The sequence below is a fragment of the Bradyrhizobium altum genome (genome assembly GCF_020889705.1).
Classification (GTDB): Bacteria; Pseudomonadota; Alphaproteobacteria; order Rhizobiales; family Xanthobacteraceae; genus Bradyrhizobium; species Bradyrhizobium altum.
On record NZ_JACMYP010000186.1, the window covers coordinates 1 to 18,113 of the forward strand.

Consider the following 18,113-nt stretch of genomic DNA (forward strand, 5'->3'; position numbering starts at 1 on the left):
CTCGGCGCCGCCGAGCCGCGCGGCGAGATAGGCCGCGGCAAAACTGTCACCGGCCGCCGTGGTATCGACGACCGGCTTCGGCAGCGGTTCCGCTCTCACCTCGCGCGTTCCACCGGCCGAACGCACGATGCAAGCGGGCTCGGCAAGCTTCAGCACGACCTCGGGGCTCGAGATGCCGGCAAGCAACGCCGTGTTGCTCTCGCTCGGATAAAGCGGCGCCAGATCTTCCGTGGAGGCAAGCACGATATCGGCGGTCTCGAATGCGCTGCTGAAGACTTTTCGCGCGACATTCAGGTCCGGCCAGCCGCGGGCGCGAAAATTGGTGTCGAACGCGAAGCGCGTGCCCAGCAGCCGCGCACGCTTCAGCGCCGCCATCAGGCGGTCCCGTCCGTCCTCGCGCAGGATCGAGAGCGTGATCGCCGAGAGATAGACAACGTCATATGTCGCGAGTGAGTTCAGGATGTCGTCCGTCTCGGGCAGATCCATCAGCTCGCGCGCGGCGGCGCTCTCGCGCCAGTGGAAGAAGCACCGCTCGCCTTTGTCGTCGGTCTGGATCAGATAGAGCCCCGGCAGCTTGCCTGCCAATCGCGCGACATGCTTGGTGCCGATGCTTTCGCTCGCCCAGCCCGCGATCATCTCATCGCTCAGCGCATCATCGCCGAGCGCCGTGATGTAATCGATGTGGACGCCGAGCCGGGACAGGTAGACGGCGGTGTTGAGCGTGTCGCCGCCATAGGAGCGCGAATACAGGCCTCCGGGCTGGCCGCCCGGAGCCTGGCGCAGCTCGATCATGCATTCGCCGATGCTGGCGACCCTGGTCATACCGAGACCCGCGTGCCTGGGCGGAGCTAGGCGGCGAACTTGCCGCCGAGCTCGTCCTCGATGTGGATGCGGATGATGTCGTCGAACGTCTTTTCGGCCGTCGTGAAGCCGAGCATCAGCGCGCGGTCGGTGACGAAATCGCGCGGCCAGCCCGAGACGATGCCGATGATGGTCGGATCGGGCACCCGCTTGATCCGCGCGGTGACGTTCTTGCCGGCAACGCGCTCCAGCGACGCGATCTGCTCGCCGACGCTGACGGACATCCCGGGCATGCTGAGATTGCGCCGCGGCCCGATCGCATTGAGATCCATGGTACCGGCATGGACCAGGAAGCCGACCGCCGATTTCGGCGAGGCGTGCCAGTGCCGCACGTCCTCGGACACCGGCAGCACCGCCTCCTCGCCCGCCAGCGGCTCGCGGATGATGTTGGAGAAGAAGCCGGACGCCGCCTTGTTCGGCTTGCCCGGACGCACGCAGATCGTCGGCAGGCGGATCGAGATCCCGTCGAGCAGGCCCTTGCGGGTGTAATCGTTGATCAGCAGCTCGCAGATCGACTTCTGCGTGCCGTAGCTCGTCAGCGGCGTATGGAAGAACTCGTCGCCGATCTTCTCCGGGAACGGCGCGCCGAACACCGCGATCGAGGAGGTGAACACCAGCCGCGGCTTGTAGCCGCCACCCACGGCGCGGATCGCGTCGATCAGATAGCGGGTGCCGTCGAGATTGATCCGGTAGCCCTTGTCGAACTCGGCCTCCGCCTCGCCCGAGACGATTGCAGCAAGGTGGAAGATCACGTCCGGGCGCTCGGCGATCAGGGGCGCGGCGGCGCCGGCATCGGCGAAATCGGAGGCGACGACATTGATCGGGACCGAGGCGTTGGCGGGCTTGGCCGGCGCGACCACGTCCTGCAAGGTCATCCTGCTGATGTCCTGCTTGCCGAGACGGCCCTCACGCAGCAAACGCTCGGTCAGTTTGCGGCCGACCATGCCGGCGGCGCCCAGAATCAGAATGTGCACGACCCTGCTCCTTTTCTTCTCTTGTTCGAATTCAGCTGCGGGCCTTGCGCGCTTATTCCTTCACGGCACCCGTCATCGCCGAGACATAATGCTCAACGAAGAAGGCGTAAAGAATAACCAGCGGCAGCGAGCCGCATAGCGCCCCTGCCATCAGGGAACCCCAGCGATAGATGTCACCGTCAACGAATTCGTTGACGATGGCGACCGGCACGGTCTTGTTCGGGGTCGATTGCAGGAACGTCAGCGCGTAGATGAACTCGTTCCAGCACAGCGTGAAGCAGAAGATGAAGGCCGAGATCAGGCCGGGAATGGCAAGCGGCAGCACGATCTTCATCAGGATCTGCCAGCGGCTGGCGCCGTCGATCAGCGCGCACTCCTCGAGCTCGAACGGGATGGTCTTGAAATAGCCCATCAGAAGCCAGGTCGAGAACGGGATCAGGATCGTCGGATAGGTCAGGATCAGCGCCATCGGCGAGTCGAACAGGCCGTACTGGAACACGACGGTGGCGAGCGGAATGAACAGGATCGACGGCGGCACCAGATAGGCCAGGAAGATCAGGCCGCCGACGACGTTGGCGCCCTTGTAGCGCAGCCGCACGATCGCGTAGGCCGCGAGCACGCTCGCGATGATCGACAGCACGGTGGCACCGATCGCCACATACATCGTGTTCCAGAGCCAGTGCGGATAGTAGCTCTCGAACAGCAGCTTGTGGATGTGCTTGAAGGTCGGATTCCAGGTCCAGAACGGGTTGTACTTGTCGAGGTCGAGCAGCTGGTCGTCTGGCTTGATCGCGGTCAGCCCCATCCAATAGAACGGGAACAGCAGGATGATGACGATGATCGACAGCGGAATGTAGAGCGTCACGATCCGCCGCGGCACCGACTGCAGATAGCTCATGCCCTCGCTGTTGTCGACGCGCGCCGGCGTCGACAGGATGGACTTGAGATCGACCTTAGGGGCAGGAAGGTCAGTCATTGCTTTCTCCCTGCTGCCACTTCCTGCGCTGCAAGCCGAACCAGGACACCATGATCGCGGCGAGCAGGAACGGGATCATGGCACTCGAGATCGCGGCCCCCTCGCCCAATTGTCCGGCGATGATCGCGCGCTGGTAGGACAGCGTCGCCATCAGATGGGTGGCGTTGACCGGGCCGCCGCGGGTCATCGCCCAGATCAGCTGGAAATCGGTGAAGGTGAACAGCACCGAGAACGTCATCACGACCGCGATGATTGGCGTCAGCAAGGGATAGGTGATGAAGCGGAACATCTGCCAGCGCGAGGCGCCGTCGAGCGTCGCCGCCTCATAGAGCGAGGGCTGCACGGTCTGCAGGCCCGCCAGCAGCGTGATCGCGACGAACGGCACGCCGCGCCAGATATTGGCGAAGATCACGCAGATGCGGGCCCAGGTGGTATCGCCAAGGAAATTGATGTTCTGGGTGATCAGGCCGAGATGCTTCAGCGACCAGGAGATGATCGAGAACTGCGAATCGAAGATCCACCAGAACGCCAGGGCCGACAGCACGGTCGGCACGATGAAGGGGATCAGCACCGCGGCGCGCAGCAGCGCCTTGAACGGCATGCGCTCGTTGAGCAGCAGCGCGAGATAGAGCCCGACCGCGAATTTCACCGCGCTCGCGACGGAGGTGTAGAGCAGCGTGTTGAACACCGACAGCCAGAAGATGGAATCGTCCCACAGCCACTCATAGTTCTCGGTGCCGATGAAATGACCGACGCGGCCGATGCGGGTGTCGGTGAAGGACAGCCAGATCCCGAGGCCCAGCGGATAGGCCAGGAAGAACATCAGGAACGCCATCGCCGGCACCATGAACCAGAAGCCGAGCCAGTTCTTGTTGTGGCGCAGCTGATCCCAGGCGGTCGCTTCGCGTATTTCGGTCTTCGCACGTCGCGGCGCAAGGGCGATGTCAGCCATAGGCGATGTCCCGATTGCTCAGAGGATTGAGCATGACTGCGCAATATTCCAGTGATAGCATTCCGATGATGACGCGGGCGGCGGTTCTCCGCCGCCCGCAGCCATCACATCAGCGATAGATCCGCTTCAGCTGCCGCTCGGCCTCCGCCATCGCGGTCTTGCCGTCCTTGGCGCCGGTGCAGTAGTTCGCGAACATGTCGACCACGATGAAGTCGGCGATCGCGGTCGCCGCCTTCTCGCCGGGCGTGCCGATGCCGGAGGCCGGCAACGCGCGCTTCGAGGCCTGGCCGAACACCGCGTTCTTCGGGTCGGCGGTCCAGACCGGCGCGGTGTCGTAGGCGTTGAGCGTGTGGGTGAGGTAACCCCGCGCGCCCGACAGCCACTTCTCGAAATTCTCCTTCTCCAGCATGAAGGCGATGAACGCCTTCGCCGCATTCGGATATTTGCAGAAGTTGAAGGCGAGGATCGGCACCGCGAGTTGCAGCTCGGTCGGCTTGCCGATCGGGCCGACCGGCCACAGCGCGTGGTCGATGTCTTCGGCGAGTTCCTTCTTGCTCGGGTCGTCCTTGGCGGCGACGTAGATCGAGATGCCGTTCGAGGTCAGGTACAGTTCGCCGGACAAGAACGCCTTGTTGTTGGAGGAGTCGTTCCAGGATGCGACACCGGGAATGAAGGTGTCCGACAGCGCCTTGGCATACTCCAGCGCCTTCATCGTCTCCGGCGAGTTGATGATGACCTTGTCGTCCTTGTCGACGGTCCAGCCGTTGAAGCCCCACAGGATGTTGTGGACCCAGGCATTGGCGTCGCCGGTGGCATGGCCCAGCGCGAAGCCGGCCGGCGTGTTGTTCGCCTTCAGTGCCTTGCAGAGTTCGAGATAGGCCGGGAAGTCGGACGGCACCTGCTTGAAGCCGGCCTTCTCGACCGCCGACTTGCGATAGGTCAGATAGCCGCCGATGGTCGCGACGGGAATTCCGAGCCAGTCATCGCCCTGCTTGCAGGTCTTGGCCGCGGCCTCGGTCCAGCCGCCGTACTTCTTGCCGAGATAATCGGCGACGTCGTTCATCTTGAGAACCTTGGTCGGGAACAGCTGCGGCAGCGTGTGCAGGCCCCAGGCCAGGTCGAGACCCGAGCCGGTGTTGGCGGCGACCGAGGCCTTCGGCTGCACGTCCTCGAAGGACTCGCTGAACACGTTCATCTCGGTGCCGGTTGCCGCCTTGAAGGCCGCCACCATGGCATTGAAGGCATCGTCTTCCGCGGGCACGAAGCGCTTCCAGCGCATCACGGTGAGCTTTGCGCCGGGCTCCACCTTCCAGGGCGCGCTCTGCGCCCAGGCCTTGGCGAAGTCAAACAGCGCCGGCCCGGTCAGCATCCCGGTTGCGGCCAGCGCGGTGCCGCCCTGAAGTAGCGAGCGGCGAGTAAAATCGTGCATCGTCCTTCCTCCCAAATGACTGTGTTTTTCTTGTTTTTGATCTGGCCTGTTGGTCGGCCATTCAGATCGATCAGTCGGTCAGCTGTTCAGTCGTTTCCCCGTCGAATCGTCGAACAGATGGACCAGCGCCGGATCCGGCTTGAGCCGAACCTTGTCGCCCGGGTTGAACTGATGGCGTTCGCGGAACACGGCCACGACCTGCTCGCCACCGAGCTTGGCAAACACCTGGGTCTCCGAGCCGGTCGGCTCGACCACTACGATCTCGGCTTCGGCGCCGTCATCGGCGATGGTGAAATGCTCGGGCCGCACGCCGTAGACCGCGGGCTTGCCGTCGGAATTGGCCGGCGCGGATTGCAGCGGCAGCTTGACGCCGTTCGGTCCCTCGAAATAGGCGGCACCGTTCACCTTGACCTTGCCCTTGAGGAAATTCATCGCGGGCGAGCCGATGAAACCGGCCACGAACTGGTTCTCCGGCTTGTCGTAGAGCTCGAGCGGCGAGCCCATCTGCTCGACGATGCCGTCATGCATCACCACGATCTTGTCGGCCATGGTCATGGCCTCGATCTGGTCGTGGGTGACGTAGACGGTCGTGGTCTTCAGCCGCTGGTGCAATTCCTTGATCTCGGTGCGCATGGCGACGCGCAGCTTGGCGTCGAGGTTCGACAGCGGTTCGTCGAACAGGAACACCTGCGGATCGCGCACGATGGCGCGGCCCATCGCGACACGCTGGCGCTGGCCGCCGGAGAGCTGGCGCGGATAGCGCTCGAGCAGCGGCGTCAGCGCGAGGATTTCCGCCGCGCGCTTGACCCCGCTCGAGATCTCCTCGGGCTTGGCGCCGCGCAGCTTCAGCGAGAAGCCCATATTGTCGGCGACCGTCATGTGCGGGTAGAGCGCGTAGTTCTGGAACACCATCGCAATGTCGCGCTCTTTGGGCTGGACATTGTTGACGACGCGGTCGCCGATCGAGATCGTTCCAGAGGTGATGTTCTCAAGTCCGGCCAGCATGCGCAGCAGGGTCGACTTGCCGCAGCCGGAAGGGCCGACGAGGACGACGAACTCGCCGTCCTCGATCGGGATCGACACGCCGTGCAGGACTTCAAAATTGCCGAACGACTTCCGCACGTCGCGAATCTGGACCGACGACATCCACTTCCCTCCCTCAAGTTCCCGACGGCGTACGACTAGTGCCGCCACCGCTCTGTTTTGTTCCGGCCACGCTGGGTGCGCGGCTCTATTGGACTTGCGTTATTGTCCGCAGTTTATCCGGTTTTGGCAATCGTTCGATTAGCAATCGCTTGGTAGCGCTGTCAATATCGGTTTGTCTGCGACGAACGTCGTGATATGAGCGGCAAATGGCCCGAAAGCACATCACGCCAGGCAAGATCCGGCTCGCCGAAGTCGCGAAGCTTGCCGGCGTCAGTCCGATTACGGCCTCGCGTTTCTTCAGGAATCCGGATGCACTCTCGGCCGGCAAGCGCGCCCGGGTCGAAAGTGCGGCAAAAGAACTCGGTTACGTGCCCAATCTCGCGGCACGCGCGCTTGCGTCGCAGCGCACCGAGGTGGTCGGTGTCCTGATCCCGTCGCTGACCAACAACGTGTTCGCCGACGTGCTCCGCGGCATCTATGACGCGCTCGACGGTAGCCGCTACAGCATTCAGCTCGCCAACACCCGCTACAGCATCCTGCAGGAAGAGCGCCTGCTGCGTCTTTTTCTGGCACAGAAGCCGGCCGGGCTGATCATCACCGGCATTAACCAGACCGCCGATTCCCGCCGCATCATGGAAACGGTCGATTGCCCGATCGTGCAAATCATGGAGGTCGGCCCCTCCCCGATCGACATGATGATCGGATTCTCGCATTTTGACGCGGCAAAAGCCGCAATCGCCCACCTGCTCGCGCAGGGCAACCGGCGGATCGGCTTCCTCGGCGCGCGAATGGATCCGCGGGTGCAGCGGCGGCTTGACGGCTATCGCGCCGCGATGACCGAGGCCGCGCTGTTCGATCCGCAGCTCATTGTCACGACGGCGATTCCAACCTCGGTGACATTGGGTGGGACGCTGTTTGCCGACCTGCTCGCCAAGACGCCCGACATCGATGCGGTGTTCTGCGTCAATGACGACCTGGCGCTCGGCGCGCTGTTCGAATGCAAGCGCCGTCACATGGCGGTGCCGGAGCAGATGGCGATCGTCGGCTTCAACGACCTCGAATTCATGGCGTCGAGCGAGCCGACGCTGAGCAGCGTGCGCACCAATCGCTACGAAATGGGCAGAAACGCTGCCATGATGGTGATCGCAACGCTCGAAGGACGCCGGCCCGCCGAGCCCATCGTCGATCTCGGCTTCAGTGTCATGGAACGGCAGAGCTCGGCGCGGCGCAGCTGACATCCGCCCGACACCAGCCCGTCACAAGGGACGCAAAAGATGACAAAATGATAGCGCAACCAAGTACCTTGAACTAAGGTCCAATCCATCCAGTGAAACACCTGTGCGTGATCGTCGAGGTTTGTAATGCGCGACGATTTGCGCAAGGTAGAACAACGTTGAACCAGAGCCCTTGAATGGGCCCATCAAGAGTTTGCATTGCGGGAGAAACCAATGACAAAACCCCACACCAACGGGCATAGCGCCGCAGGCGAGACCAAGACGGGCAAGGGCCGCAGGCTCCGCTCCCAGGAATGGTTCGACAACCCACACAATCCGGGCATGACCGCGCTCTATCTCGAGCGCTACCTGAACTACGGACTGACCCGCGAGGAATTGCAGTCGGGCAAGCCGATCATCGGCATCGCCCAGACCGGCAACGACCTGTCGCCCTGCAACCGGCACCACCTCGAGCTCGCGCACCGCGTCCGCGAGGGCATCCGCGCCGCCGGCGGCATCGCCATGGAGTTTCCGACCCATCCGATCCAGGAGACCGGCAAGCGCCCGACCGCGGCGCTCGACCGCAACCTCGCCTATCTCGGCCTGGTCGAGATTCTGTTCGGCTATCCGCTCGATGGCGTGGTGCTGACCACCGGCTGCGACAAGACCACCCCGGCCTGCATGATGGCGGCGGCGACCGTCAACCTGCCGGCGATTGTGCTGTCGGGCGGCCCGATGCTGAACGGCTGGCACGAAGGCCAGCGCACCGGCTCCGGCACGGTGGTGTGGAAGGCGCGCGAGCGCCTCGCCGCCGGCGAGATCGACTATGAGCAGTTCATCGAGATCGTGGCCTCCTCGGCGCCCTCGGTCGGCCATTGCAACACCATGGGCACCGCCTCGACGATGAACTCGCTCGCGGAAGCGCTCGGCTTCTCGCTGCCGGGCTGCGCGGCGATCCCGGCGCCCTATCGTGAGCGCGGCCAGATCGCCTACGAGACCGGAAAACGCATCGTCGACATGGTCTGGGACGACCTGAAGCCGTCGGACTTCCTGACCCGCGAGGCGTTCGAGAACTGCATCGTCGTCAATTCCGCGATCGGCGGCTCGACCAATGCGCCGATCCACATCAATGCGCTGGCGCGCCATGTGGGCGTCGAGCTGTCGATCGACGACTGGCAGAAATACGGCCATGACGTGCCGCTGCTGGTCAACATGCAGCCGGCCGGCTTCTATCTCGGCGAGGAATATCACCGCGCCGGCGGCGTGCCGTCGGTGGTGCGCGAGCTGATCAAGCACAAGCGCATCCATGAGGGCGCCCTCACCGTCAACGGCCGCACCATGGGCGAGAACTGCAAGGAAGCGCCGACGCCCGATGGCGACGTGATCTGGGGCTACGACAAGCCGCTGGTGAAGGACGCCGGCTTCCTGGTCTTGCGCGGCAATCTCTTTGATTCCGCGATCATGAAGACCAGCGTGATCTCGAAGGAATTCCGCGACCGCTATCTGTCCAACCCGAAGGACCTCAACGCCTTCGAGGGCCGCGCCATCGTGTTCGAGGGCCCGGAGGACTATCACGCGCGGATCGAGGATCCCGCGCTCGACATCGACGAGCACTGCGTCCTGTTCGTCCGCGGCACCGGCCCGATCGGCTACCCCGGCGGCGCCGAGGTCGTGAACATGCAGCCGCCGGCGGCGCTGATCAAACGCGGTATCCTGTCGCTGCCCTGCATCGGCGACGGAAGGCAGTCCGGCACCTCGGGCTCGCCGTCGATCCTTAACGCGTCGCCGGAGGCCGCCGCCGATGGCGGGCTCGCGATCCTCAAGACCGGCGACAAGGTGCGCATCGACCTCAACAAGGGCAGCGCCAACATCATGATCTCGGAGGATGAACTGCGCACCCGCCGCGCCGAGCTGAAGGCCAAGGGCGGTTTCCCGCACCCGGCCAACCAGACGCCGTGGCAGGAGCTCTACCGCCAGACCGTCGGCCAGCACGCGACCGGCGCCTGCCTCGAGCTCGCGACCCGCTACCACGACATCGCCGGCAAGGTCGGCGTGGCGCGCGATAATCACTGAACGATCACCGTCATTCCGGGCAGCCCGCAGGGCTGAGCCCGGAATCCATAACCACCATCGGGAGTATGGATTCCGGGCCCGCGCTGCGCGCGTCCCGGAATGACCCGAGGAAACCGGGAGAGAAAATCATGTCAGACAGACTGAAGGGAAAGCGCGCCGTTGTTACCGCCGCGGCGGCGGGCATCGGGCGCGCCTGCGCGATCGCATTCGCGCGCAATGGCGCGACCGTAATCGCCACCGACATCAATGAGAGCGGCATCGCCGGCCTCGGCAAGGACGGCGTCGCCGAGACCGCCCGGCTCGACGTCCGCAACACCGCCGAGGTCAACAGCTTCGCCAAGCGCGTCGGCAAGATCGACATCCTGCTCAATGCGGCAGGCTTCGTGCATCACGGCACCATTCTGGAGTGCTCTGACGAAGACTTCGACTTCTCGTTCGATCTCAACGTCAAGTCCATGCACCGGACCATCAAGGCGTTTCTGCCGGCGATGCTGGAAGGCGGCGGCGGCAGCATCGTCAACATTTCGTCCTGCGCGGCGTTGCGGCCGCCGGCCAATCGCTACGTCTACAGCGCGTCCAAGGCCGCAGTTTCGCTGCTCACGCGCGCGGTCGCGCTCGACTTCATCACCCAGGGCATCCGCTGCAACTCGATCTGCCCCGGCACCGTCGAGACGCCCTCGATGCTCGAGCGCGCCGCAGCCGCCGGCCCTGACGGACGCGAGAAGTTCGTCGCCCGCCAGAAGATGGGCCGGCTCGGCACCGCCGAGGAGATCGCGGCCATGGCGGTCTATCTTGCCAGTGACGAAGCCGCATTCACCACCGGTGTCGACATGGTCGTCGACGGCGGCTTCATGCTCTGACGTTCCCGATCAAAGGCATTTGGAATGAACAAGATCGATCTCAACGGCCGCTGCGCCGTCGTCACCGGCGGCGCGCAAGGCTTCGGCCGCGCCATCACCGAGCGCTTCGTCGCGTCCGGCGCCAGGGTCGCGATCTGGGATTTCGACCAGCCGCTGGCAGAGAAGACCGCCAGGACGATTGGCGAGAACGTGATCGCAATCAAGACTGATGTCACTGATCCCGCCGCGGTGGACGCCGCGCGCGATCAGACGCTGCGGGCGTTCGGCAAGATTGACATTCTCGTCAACAACGCCGGTATCACCGGAGCCAACAAGCCGGTGTGGGAAACCGATCTCGACGATTGGCGCAGGGTGATGCGCATCAATCTCGAGGGTCCCTTCATCTGCTGCAAAGCGATCGTGCCGACCATGATCGGCCAGAAATACGGCCGCATCGTCAACATCGCTTCGATCGCCGGCAAGGAAGGCAATCCGAACGCCGCGCATTATTCCTCGTCGAAGGCCGGCCTGATCGCGCTCACCAAATCGCTCGGCAAGGAGCTCGCGCAGCACGACATCCTGGTCAACGCGGTGACGCCGGCCGCTGCGAAGACCGCGATCTTCGACCAGATGACGCAAGCGCACATCGACTTCATGCTGTCGAAGATTCCAAAAGCCCGGTTCGTCCAAGTCGAGGAGCTCGCCGCGATGGTGGCATGGCTGGCCTCGGAAGATTGCGCATTCTCGACCGGCGCCGTGTTCGACATCTCCGGCGGTCGGGCGACGTACTAGAGCGTTTTCGAGCGAAGTGGATGCCGGTTCGCGTGAAGAAAACGCGTCAAAATAAGAAGCTAAAGCTTCGGTTCTGATTCAATCAGAACCGAAGCTGCCGCGCCCCGCTTGGCAGGTTGTCGCAGCGCTGCGACGAGATGATCTGCGAGCAATGACGCCGCGCGCGCAAGATTCGGCGCTCGGTGCAGACGGATCTCCGCCCGCGGCAGCCGTGGCATGCCGTCGCGCGCGGTCAGGCGCCGCAGCGTCGGCGGAAAGGTCCCCGACTTCACGACCATCACCGCAAGGCCCTGCGCCGCAATCGCCTCGACCGCGGACAGGCTGTGGCTGATAAAGGCGAGCCGCCACGGCCGGCTCGCTTCATCCAGCGCCCGCATCGCCCAGCTCCGGAACAGGCAGCCCTGCGGATAGAGCGCAACCGGCAGCGGGTCGAGCTCCTCGACACGATGCGTGGCGCTGGCGGCCCACACCGCCTGCTCGGTGCGCAGCAACTCACCTTCGCCGCGCCCTTCGGGGTGCATGGCGATCACGAGGTCATAGGCTTCGCCGAGCCGGTCCGTCATCGACGATGTCAACCCGGTCTCCATCTCGACATGGATCAGCGGATAGTTGGCTACAAAATCCTTGAGCAGCGGCGGGACGACCAGCGTCCCGTAATCGTCCATCACACCAAGGCGCACCCGCCCGTCGATGCCGTGCTTGCGCACCCGGCCGACCGCCTCGGCGTTGAGGCTCAGAATGCGGCGGGCATAACCGATGAGCCCCTCGCCGGCCGCGCTCAGATCGACACTGGACGTACTGCGGTGAAACAGCTCGGCCTGCAGCCGCTCTTCCAGCCGCTTCACCTGCATGCTGACGGCCGATTGGGTCCGGTTCAGCGCCGCGGCGGCGCGGGTGAAGGAGCGATGGTCCGCCACCGCGACAAAGGCCTGCAGGAGATCCGGGTCCAGGACGGGCGTGCTCATCACAATCCGTGATCTGATTGATCAATTATATTCCATTCCATGATTACCTCTCCTTCCCTAGCTTGCGCAAGCAAGACAGGGGGATCGAAGCGGGATGGGTGAGATCTGGGGGGTGTTGGCCGCGGTCGCGTCGAGCGCACTCGGCGGAGCCTCGATCGGGGCGACGCGGTTTCTGGTCGGCGCCGTCGATCCGCTGGCGATCGGCGCACTCCGCTTCGGCATCGGCGTCCTGCTGCTGCTGCCATTGGCGCTGCTGCAGCGTGGAAGCTGGCCGCCGCGGCGCGACTGGCCTGGAGTCGTCGGCCTCGGCCTGCTGTTCTTTGCGGCGTTTCCGATCCTGTTCAATGCCTCGCTTATTTTCACGACGGCCGCCCGCGGTTCGCTCGCGCTCTCGACGCTGCCGTTGCTGACCATGCTGGTCGGCGCGGCGCTCGGCGCCGAGCCGCTCACCGCACGAAAGACCACCGGCGTGCTGGTCACCATCCTGGGTGTCTCGATGGCGCTGCTCTCCGGCCTTGCCACGGCCCCGCCGGGCGCCTGGCGCGGCGATCTGTTGATGGTCGCAGCTGCACTCTGCATGGCGCTCTACAGCATCTGGTCGAAGCCCTATGTCCGCAGCTCCGGCCCGATTCCCTTCACCACGCTCGCCATGGCTGCGGGGGCCGGGGTCCTCATAACAGGCTCTCTGCTGCGCGGCAGTTTCGCGCCGGTTGCCGAGTTCGGTGCGCCGCAATGGTTCGGCGCGACCTATCTCGGCGCGTTCGGCGCGGCGCTCACCTTCTATCTCTGGGCCTTCGCGCTGGAGCGGACGACGCCGACCCGAGTGGCCATATCAGTCACCGTCAATCCGATCGCCGCATCGCTGGTCGGCGCAGCCCTGCTCGGCGAGCCGCTGAGCTGCAATTTGATGGCCGGCATCGTCACCGTGTTCGTCGGCATCTGGATCGCGACGACCCAGCCGCAACAGGCACGCATGGTCGCGTCGGACCCACACTGAGCCGGCCATGCAACCGGCAAAGCCGCCAGCGAATCCGTGCTAGCCTGAAGGTCCGGTCCAAGCCAACCCGAGGCGGCACGCCATTGAACATTTCCCTCTACGACGTCTCCGTCTGGGTGCTGCCGCTGGTGATCGCCATCACGTTTCACGAAGCGGCGCACGGCTTCGTCGCGCACCGGCTCGGCGACGACACCGCCTGGAAGCTCGGCCGCGTCAGCTTCAACCCGCTGAAGCATATCGATCCGTTCGGCACGCTGATCCTGCCCGCAGTGCTGCTGTTCGCGCATTCGCCGTTCCTGTTCGGCTACGCCAAGCCGGTGCCGGTGAACTTCCGCAAGCTCAACCATCCCAAGCTCGACATGGTGTGGGTGGCGCTGGCCGGACCGGTCACCAACATCATCCTCGCGACCGCGGCGGCGCTGGCATTCCACGCGCTGCCATTGGTTCCCGCGGATGCGGCAAAATGGACCGCGGATAATCTGAAAAACGCCTTCCTGATCAACATCGTGCTTGCGATCTTCAACATGATGCCGATTCCGCCGCTGGACGGCGGCCGGGTCGCGGTCGGGCTGCTGCCGCGGCCACTGGCGGTCCCGCTCGCCCGGCTGGAGCCCTACGGCATGCTGATCCTGATCGGGCTGTTGATCCTGCTTCCCGTGATTGGCCGGCAGATCGGCCTAAATCTTGATGTTATTTCAACGATACTGCGAACTCTGACCGGCTATGTAATCAACGCCCTTCTCCTCATTACCGGAAACACATAGCCTTGATTTGCGCATGACCCGATCGCAACATCGGAACCCAATCTTCCTACTCATGCGCAGGGACGGGAACGCTTCGAGGCCATGGTGATCAAAGCTGCCGATATGCTGATTGCACGACGCGCCGACACCCGCGCGCGGGCTGACTTTGCAACCTGGAAGATGATGGCGAAGCTGAACGGCGCCTCCGCCTTGCCCCCGGAAGCGCAGAATTTCCTGGCCATCTTCAAGAAGCTGCTGGACCAGATGAGCGAAGCCGACGCCGGCGAGGCCACGATCCAGGAGATGTATCGCACCTACTATGCGGAGATGGGCGGCGCCGGCACGGCGCCAGAGGTTCCGGCGCGCTCGCGCGAACCGGTCGCCGACACCGGCACCGTCACCGCGTTCCGCCGTCTGCCCGCCAAGAAGACGAACACATCCGACTCGAACGCCAAGCGTCCGATGCCGGTGGCGCTGATCTTCGCCTGCCTCGTCGTGGTCTACGTCGCGATCCGCTACTACTGGAAATAGCGTCGCCGGCGCTTCAAGCCATCCCGACTTTCATGATCGACGTTCTGACGCCGTGGCATCCCGTCGCGCGTCACGGGCTACTCAATCACCGCAGCGTGGAATTTCGCGCGCGATCGATTGCGCCAGCGCCCTAGGCGATGCACCCGATGCCGGGCATACTCAGGAACTCAAAAACAAAATCATACTGGAGGGAAGATGAAGCGTTCCATTGCAGCCCTGATCGTGACCACGAGTCTCGCATTCGCCGGCGCCGCGTCAGCGCAAACCATGGACAAGGTCGCCAAGGTCGGCGCCCTCGGCGATCAATCCGGTCTCTATCAGGACATCGGCGGTCCCGGCTCGACGGTGGCGGCGCAGATGGCGATCGAGGATTCCGGACTGCTGGCAAAGGGCTGGAAGATCGACCTGATCTCGGCCGATCACCAGAACAAGCCCGACGTCGCGGTCAACATCGGCAAGCAATGGATCGATGTCGAGAAGGTCGACGTGTTCGTCGATCTCGCGGCCTCCAATGTCGGGCTCGCGATCGCCAACCTTGCGAAGGAGAAGAACGTCGTCAACCTGAACTCCGGCTCCGCCTCGTCCGACCTCACGGGCGCACAGTGCTCACCGAACACGGTGCACTGGGTCTACGACACCTACATGCTCGCCAACGGCACCGGCAAGGCGCTGGTGAAATCCGGCGGCGACAGCTGGTTCTTCCTGACCGCGGATTATGCGTTCGGCCAGGCACTCGAGCGCGACACCTCGGCGGTCGTCACCGCGAATGGCGGCAAGGTGCTCGGCAGCGTCAAGCATCCGCTCAACAATGCGGACTTCTCGTCCTTCCTGCTGCAGGCGCAAAGCTCGAAGGCCAAGATCGTCGGTCTTGCCAATGCCGGCGGCGACACCACCAACGCAATCAAGCAGGCCGCCGAATTCGGCATCGTCTCGGGCGGCCAGAGGCTTGCGGGCATGCTGCTGTTCATTACCGACATCAACGCGCTCGGCCTCAACGTCGCGCAGGGCCTGAACTTCACCGAGACATTCTACTGGGACATGAACGATCAGACCCGCGCCTTCACCAAGCGCTTCATGGAGCGCTTCAAGAAGAACCCGCCGACCATGGTGCAGGCCGGCGTCTATTCGTCGCTGATCCACTATTTCAAGGCATTGGAAGCGCTCGGCGGCAATCCGCATGACGGCCGCGCCGTCGTCGCCAAGATGAAGGAGCTGCCGACCGACGATCCGCTGTTCGGCAAGGGATCGATCCGGATCGACGGCCGCAAGATCCACCCCGCCTATCTGTTCGAGGTGAAGAAGCCGTCGGAGTCGAAGTATCCGTGGGACTATTACAAGCTGGTCGCCACCATTCCCGCGGATGAAGCTTTCCTGCCGCTCGAGAAGAGCGCCTGCCCGCTGGTGAAGAAGAGCTGAGCCGCCGTCATTCCGGGCCTCGCGACACGAGCGCCCGGAATCGGCTGGCAGCACATTCGACAGCGAAATGGATTCCGGGCTCGCGACTTCGTCGCGCCCCGGAATGGCGCCGGCTCCTGATCGAGCCTCGGCTCGCTACGACTTCGGCTTGTTGAATGTGACGGGAAGAGTGAAGGAGAACTGGTCCTCGGTCAGACCGGCCGGCGGCGCGGGCACCGGATCGGAACGGTGGACCATCGAGATCGCGGCGTCGTCGAATGCGGCGTCTCCCGACGTTTCCATCACGGCAACGGACAAGACCTTGCCGAGACGATTGAGCACCAGGGCAAGCTTCACCTTGCCCTCCTTGGCTTTGCCGTTCTCCGGGAATTTCTTGTGCAGGTCGAGATAGGCGCTGATCTTCTTGCCCCATTTGGCCGTCAGCGCGAGCTTGTCCTTGCCGATCCCGGGATTGGGCGCCTTCGTCGTCTCCGACTGACGCGCGTCCTCCAGCTTGGTCGGCGCGGCCGCTTCTGAAGCCTGCTGCGCTTCCTGGGCGTTGGTCTCGACCTTGGCGACCTTGGCCTCGTCCTCCTTCTGCTTCTTGGCGGTGTCCTCCGTCACGATGCGATCGGGGTCGTCGGCCTCCATCGGCTTGGCCTGAGGCAGGTCGGTGTCCTTCACCTCTGCCTTCTGCTGCGCCATCTCCTGCACGGCCTGCTGCTCGTCAGCCGGCGCGCCGGGCGGTGCTGCATCATCGGGCACGTCAGGGGAGGCGAGTTCGACAGCGTATTCCGCGCCGGCAGCGCCGAGCCCCTCGCCGCCGTCGTCGCCGCGCAAATTCGTCAGCGCCAGCGCCGCGCCGCCCAGATGCAGCCCGACCGCCGTCACCGCAGCAATCACCCAGAGCCGCTTGGAGGTCCGCAGGTCAAGATCGGGGTTGGTGGACATCGCTGTTCGCCGTCAGGGTTTGGCCGGTTCGGCCTGCGCCGCCGCGGGCGCTCCAGGCAGGCCCTCGAGCGCAACCAGCTTGACATGCGTGTAGCCGCCGGTGCGCAGCAGTTCCATCACGCCCATCAGTTCGCCATAGGGTACCATCCGGTCGGCCCGCAGGAACACGTACTTATCCCGGCTCATGTCGGGCACAGCATCGAGCGAATTGACCAGGTCGATGCGCTTCACCGCGTTCTCCCCGATCGCCAGCGTGAGGTCGGGCTTGATGCTGACATAGGTCGGCTTATCCGGCTTCTTCTGCGGCGTCGCGCTGGAGGTCGGCAGATCGATCGGCAGGTCGACGGCCGAGAGTGGCGCCGCCACCATGAAGATGATCAGCAGCACCAGCATCACGTCGATGAACGGCGTGACGTTGATCTCGTGGGATTCCGCGAAATCGTCGTCGTCATCGCTCTCGGAGATCGAGACTGCCATCGCCTACTCCGCCGCCGCGCCGCGCGCATGCGGAACGTCGCCATGGGTGCGGTCGAGATCGCGCGACAGCAGCCGTCCCGCCGCGCCCGAGGCGCGGTTGACGAGCTCGAGGTAGACCTTCGTGACGCGCGAGAAGTGGTTGTAGATGATGACAGCGGGGATCGCCGCGACGAGGCCGATCGCGGTTGCGAGCAGCGCTTCCGCGATGCCGGGCGCCACCACGGCAAGGTTCGTCGTCTGCGACTTCGAAATGCCGATGAAGCTGTTCATGATGCCCCAGACGGTGCCGAACAGGCCGACGAAGGGGGACGTCGCGCCGATGGTCGCGAGCAGGCCCATGCCGACGCGGATCTTACGGGCTTCGGCGCGCACGATCTCGGCAAAGCTGGACGCGGCGCGCTCCTTGATGCCGGCATCGCTGGAGATGCCCGCCGACAGCCGTCCCTCACGCATCGCAGCCGCAATGAACGACGACAGCACGCTGCCCTTGGCACCGAGCGCGAACTGCGCCTCCGCCAGCGACCGCGATTCAGCGATCTTGGCGAGCGCGCCGCGCAGCTTGCTCTGCGCCACGGTCAGCTCGACCATCTTGGCGATGAACACGGTCCAGGTCACCAGCGAGGCGAAGGCGAGACCGAGCATCACCGCCTTCACGATGATGTCGGCGTTCAGGAACATGTTCCACGGCGACAATTCGTGCAGGCCGGTGCTGGTCGACTTCAGCACCTTGCCATCGCCGTTCGCGGGCGCGGCCGGCGACGCATCGAGCGCCGTCGGTGCCGGAGCCGGCGCGACAGG

18 protein-coding genes are annotated in these 18,113 nt (G+C 64.3%); 8 read left to right on the plus strand and 10 right to left on the minus strand.

The features are described from left to right. The 6 genes from H8B02_RS33200 to H8B02_RS33225 all read right to left on the minus strand — a co-directional run. The coding region (locus H8B02_RS33200) for a sugar kinase (protein ID WP_229170097.1) at positions 1-822 on the minus strand (822 nt) is incomplete at its 3' end. A gap of 26 nt (positions 823-848) precedes the next feature. Next, positions 849-1,835 (minus strand): D-erythronate dehydrogenase, encoded by a 987-nt coding sequence (denD, locus tag H8B02_RS33205; RefSeq protein WP_229170098.1) that lies wholly within the window; start codon positions 1,833-1,835, stop codon positions 849-851. A gap of 52 nt (positions 1,836-1,887) precedes the next feature. Continuing rightward, a complete protein-coding gene (locus H8B02_RS33210) occupies positions 1,888-2,811 on the minus strand; it encodes a carbohydrate ABC transporter permease (RefSeq protein ID WP_229170099.1) in 924 nt (307 codons plus the stop codon). Beyond that, a complete protein-coding gene (locus H8B02_RS33215; RefSeq protein ID WP_229170100.1) occupies positions 2,804-3,763 on the minus strand; it encodes a carbohydrate ABC transporter permease in 960 nt (319 codons plus the stop codon). Before H8B02_RS33215 ends, H8B02_RS33210 begins: the two co-directional genes overlap by 8 nt. A 109-nt stretch (positions 3,764-3,872) precedes the next feature. Next, a complete protein-coding gene (locus H8B02_RS33220) occupies positions 3,873-5,192 on the minus strand; it encodes an ABC transporter substrate-binding protein (RefSeq protein WP_212315057.1) in 1,320 nt (439 codons plus the stop codon). A gap of 78 nt (positions 5,193-5,270) precedes the next feature. Then, positions 5,271-6,338 carry an ABC transporter ATP-binding protein gene (locus H8B02_RS33225; RefSeq protein WP_229170101.1) on the minus strand — a complete coding sequence of 356 codons (1,068 nt, stop codon included), beginning with the start codon at positions 6,336-6,338 and terminating at the stop codon, positions 5,271-5,273. Positions 6,339-6,544: 206 nt separating this feature from the next. Between H8B02_RS33225 and gntR the strand changes: the two genes are divergently transcribed. The 4 genes from gntR to H8B02_RS33245 all read left to right on the plus strand — a co-directional run bounded on the left by gntR (position 6,545) and on the right by H8B02_RS33245 (position 11,256). Beyond that, a complete protein-coding gene (gntR, locus tag H8B02_RS33230; protein WP_229170102.1) occupies positions 6,545-7,573 on the plus strand; it encodes an HTH-type transcriptional regulator GntR in 1,029 nt (342 codons plus the stop codon). 213 nt (positions 7,574-7,786) lie between these two features. After that, positions 7,787-9,625 (plus strand): IlvD/Edd family dehydratase, encoded by a 1,839-nt coding sequence (locus H8B02_RS33235; protein WP_229170103.1) that lies wholly within the window; start codon positions 7,787-7,789, stop codon positions 9,623-9,625. 128 nt (positions 9,626-9,753) lie between these two features. Further along, positions 9,754-10,485 (plus strand): SDR family oxidoreductase, encoded by a 732-nt coding sequence (locus H8B02_RS33240; protein ID WP_229170104.1) that lies wholly within the window; start codon positions 9,754-9,756, stop codon positions 10,483-10,485. Between the two features lie 24 nt (positions 10,486-10,509). Continuing rightward, positions 10,510-11,256, plus strand: coding sequence for an SDR family NAD(P)-dependent oxidoreductase (locus H8B02_RS33245; protein WP_229170105.1), 747 nt, complete (start codon positions 10,510-10,512; stop codon positions 11,254-11,256). A 59-nt stretch (positions 11,257-11,315) separates the two neighbouring features. Here H8B02_RS33245 and H8B02_RS33250 read toward each other — a convergent pair whose 3' ends face one another. Beyond that, positions 11,316-12,221: a LysR family transcriptional regulator gene (locus H8B02_RS33250; RefSeq protein ID WP_229170106.1), complete on the minus strand. Its 906-nt coding sequence runs from the start codon at positions 12,219-12,221 to the stop codon at positions 11,316-11,318. A 94-nt stretch (positions 12,222-12,315) separates the two neighbouring features. Here H8B02_RS33250 and H8B02_RS33255 point away from each other — a divergent pair, with 94 nt between their 5' ends. From H8B02_RS33255 to H8B02_RS33270, 4 genes are all read left to right on the plus strand, one after another. Next, a complete protein-coding gene (locus H8B02_RS33255) occupies positions 12,316-13,218 on the plus strand; it encodes a DMT family transporter (RefSeq protein WP_229170107.1) in 903 nt (300 codons plus the stop codon). An 83-nt stretch (positions 13,219-13,301) separates the two neighbouring features. Continuing rightward, complete coding sequence (locus H8B02_RS33260; RefSeq protein WP_207837335.1) at positions 13,302-13,982, plus strand: site-2 protease family protein; 681 nt, start codon at positions 13,302-13,304, stop codon at positions 13,980-13,982. Between the two features lie 102 nt (positions 13,983-14,084). After that, positions 14,085-14,492, plus strand: coding sequence for a hypothetical protein (locus tag H8B02_RS33265; protein WP_229170112.1), 408 nt, complete (start codon positions 14,085-14,087; stop codon positions 14,490-14,492). 195 nt (positions 14,493-14,687) lie between these two features. Continuing rightward, complete coding sequence (locus tag H8B02_RS33270) at positions 14,688-15,908, plus strand: ABC transporter substrate-binding protein (protein WP_229170108.1); 1,221 nt, start codon at positions 14,688-14,690, stop codon at positions 15,906-15,908. A 135-nt stretch (positions 15,909-16,043) separates the two neighbouring features. Here H8B02_RS33270 and H8B02_RS33275 read toward each other — a convergent pair whose 3' ends face one another. From H8B02_RS33275 to exbB, 3 genes are all read right to left on the minus strand, one after another. Beyond that, a complete protein-coding gene (locus tag H8B02_RS33275) occupies positions 16,044-16,838 on the minus strand; it encodes an energy transducer TonB family protein (protein WP_229170109.1) in 795 nt (264 codons plus the stop codon). Positions 16,839-16,850: 12 nt separating this feature from the next. Then, on the minus strand, positions 16,851-17,315 hold the full coding sequence (gene exbD / locus H8B02_RS33280; RefSeq protein ID WP_229170110.1) for a TonB system transport protein ExbD: 465 nt from the start codon (positions 17,313-17,315) through the stop codon (positions 16,851-16,853). A gap of 3 nt (positions 17,316-17,318) precedes the next feature. Then, positions 17,319-18,113, minus strand: a 795-nt coding sequence (exbB, locus tag H8B02_RS33285; RefSeq protein ID WP_229170111.1) for a tonB-system energizer ExbB, incomplete at its 5' end; no start/stop codon positions are given.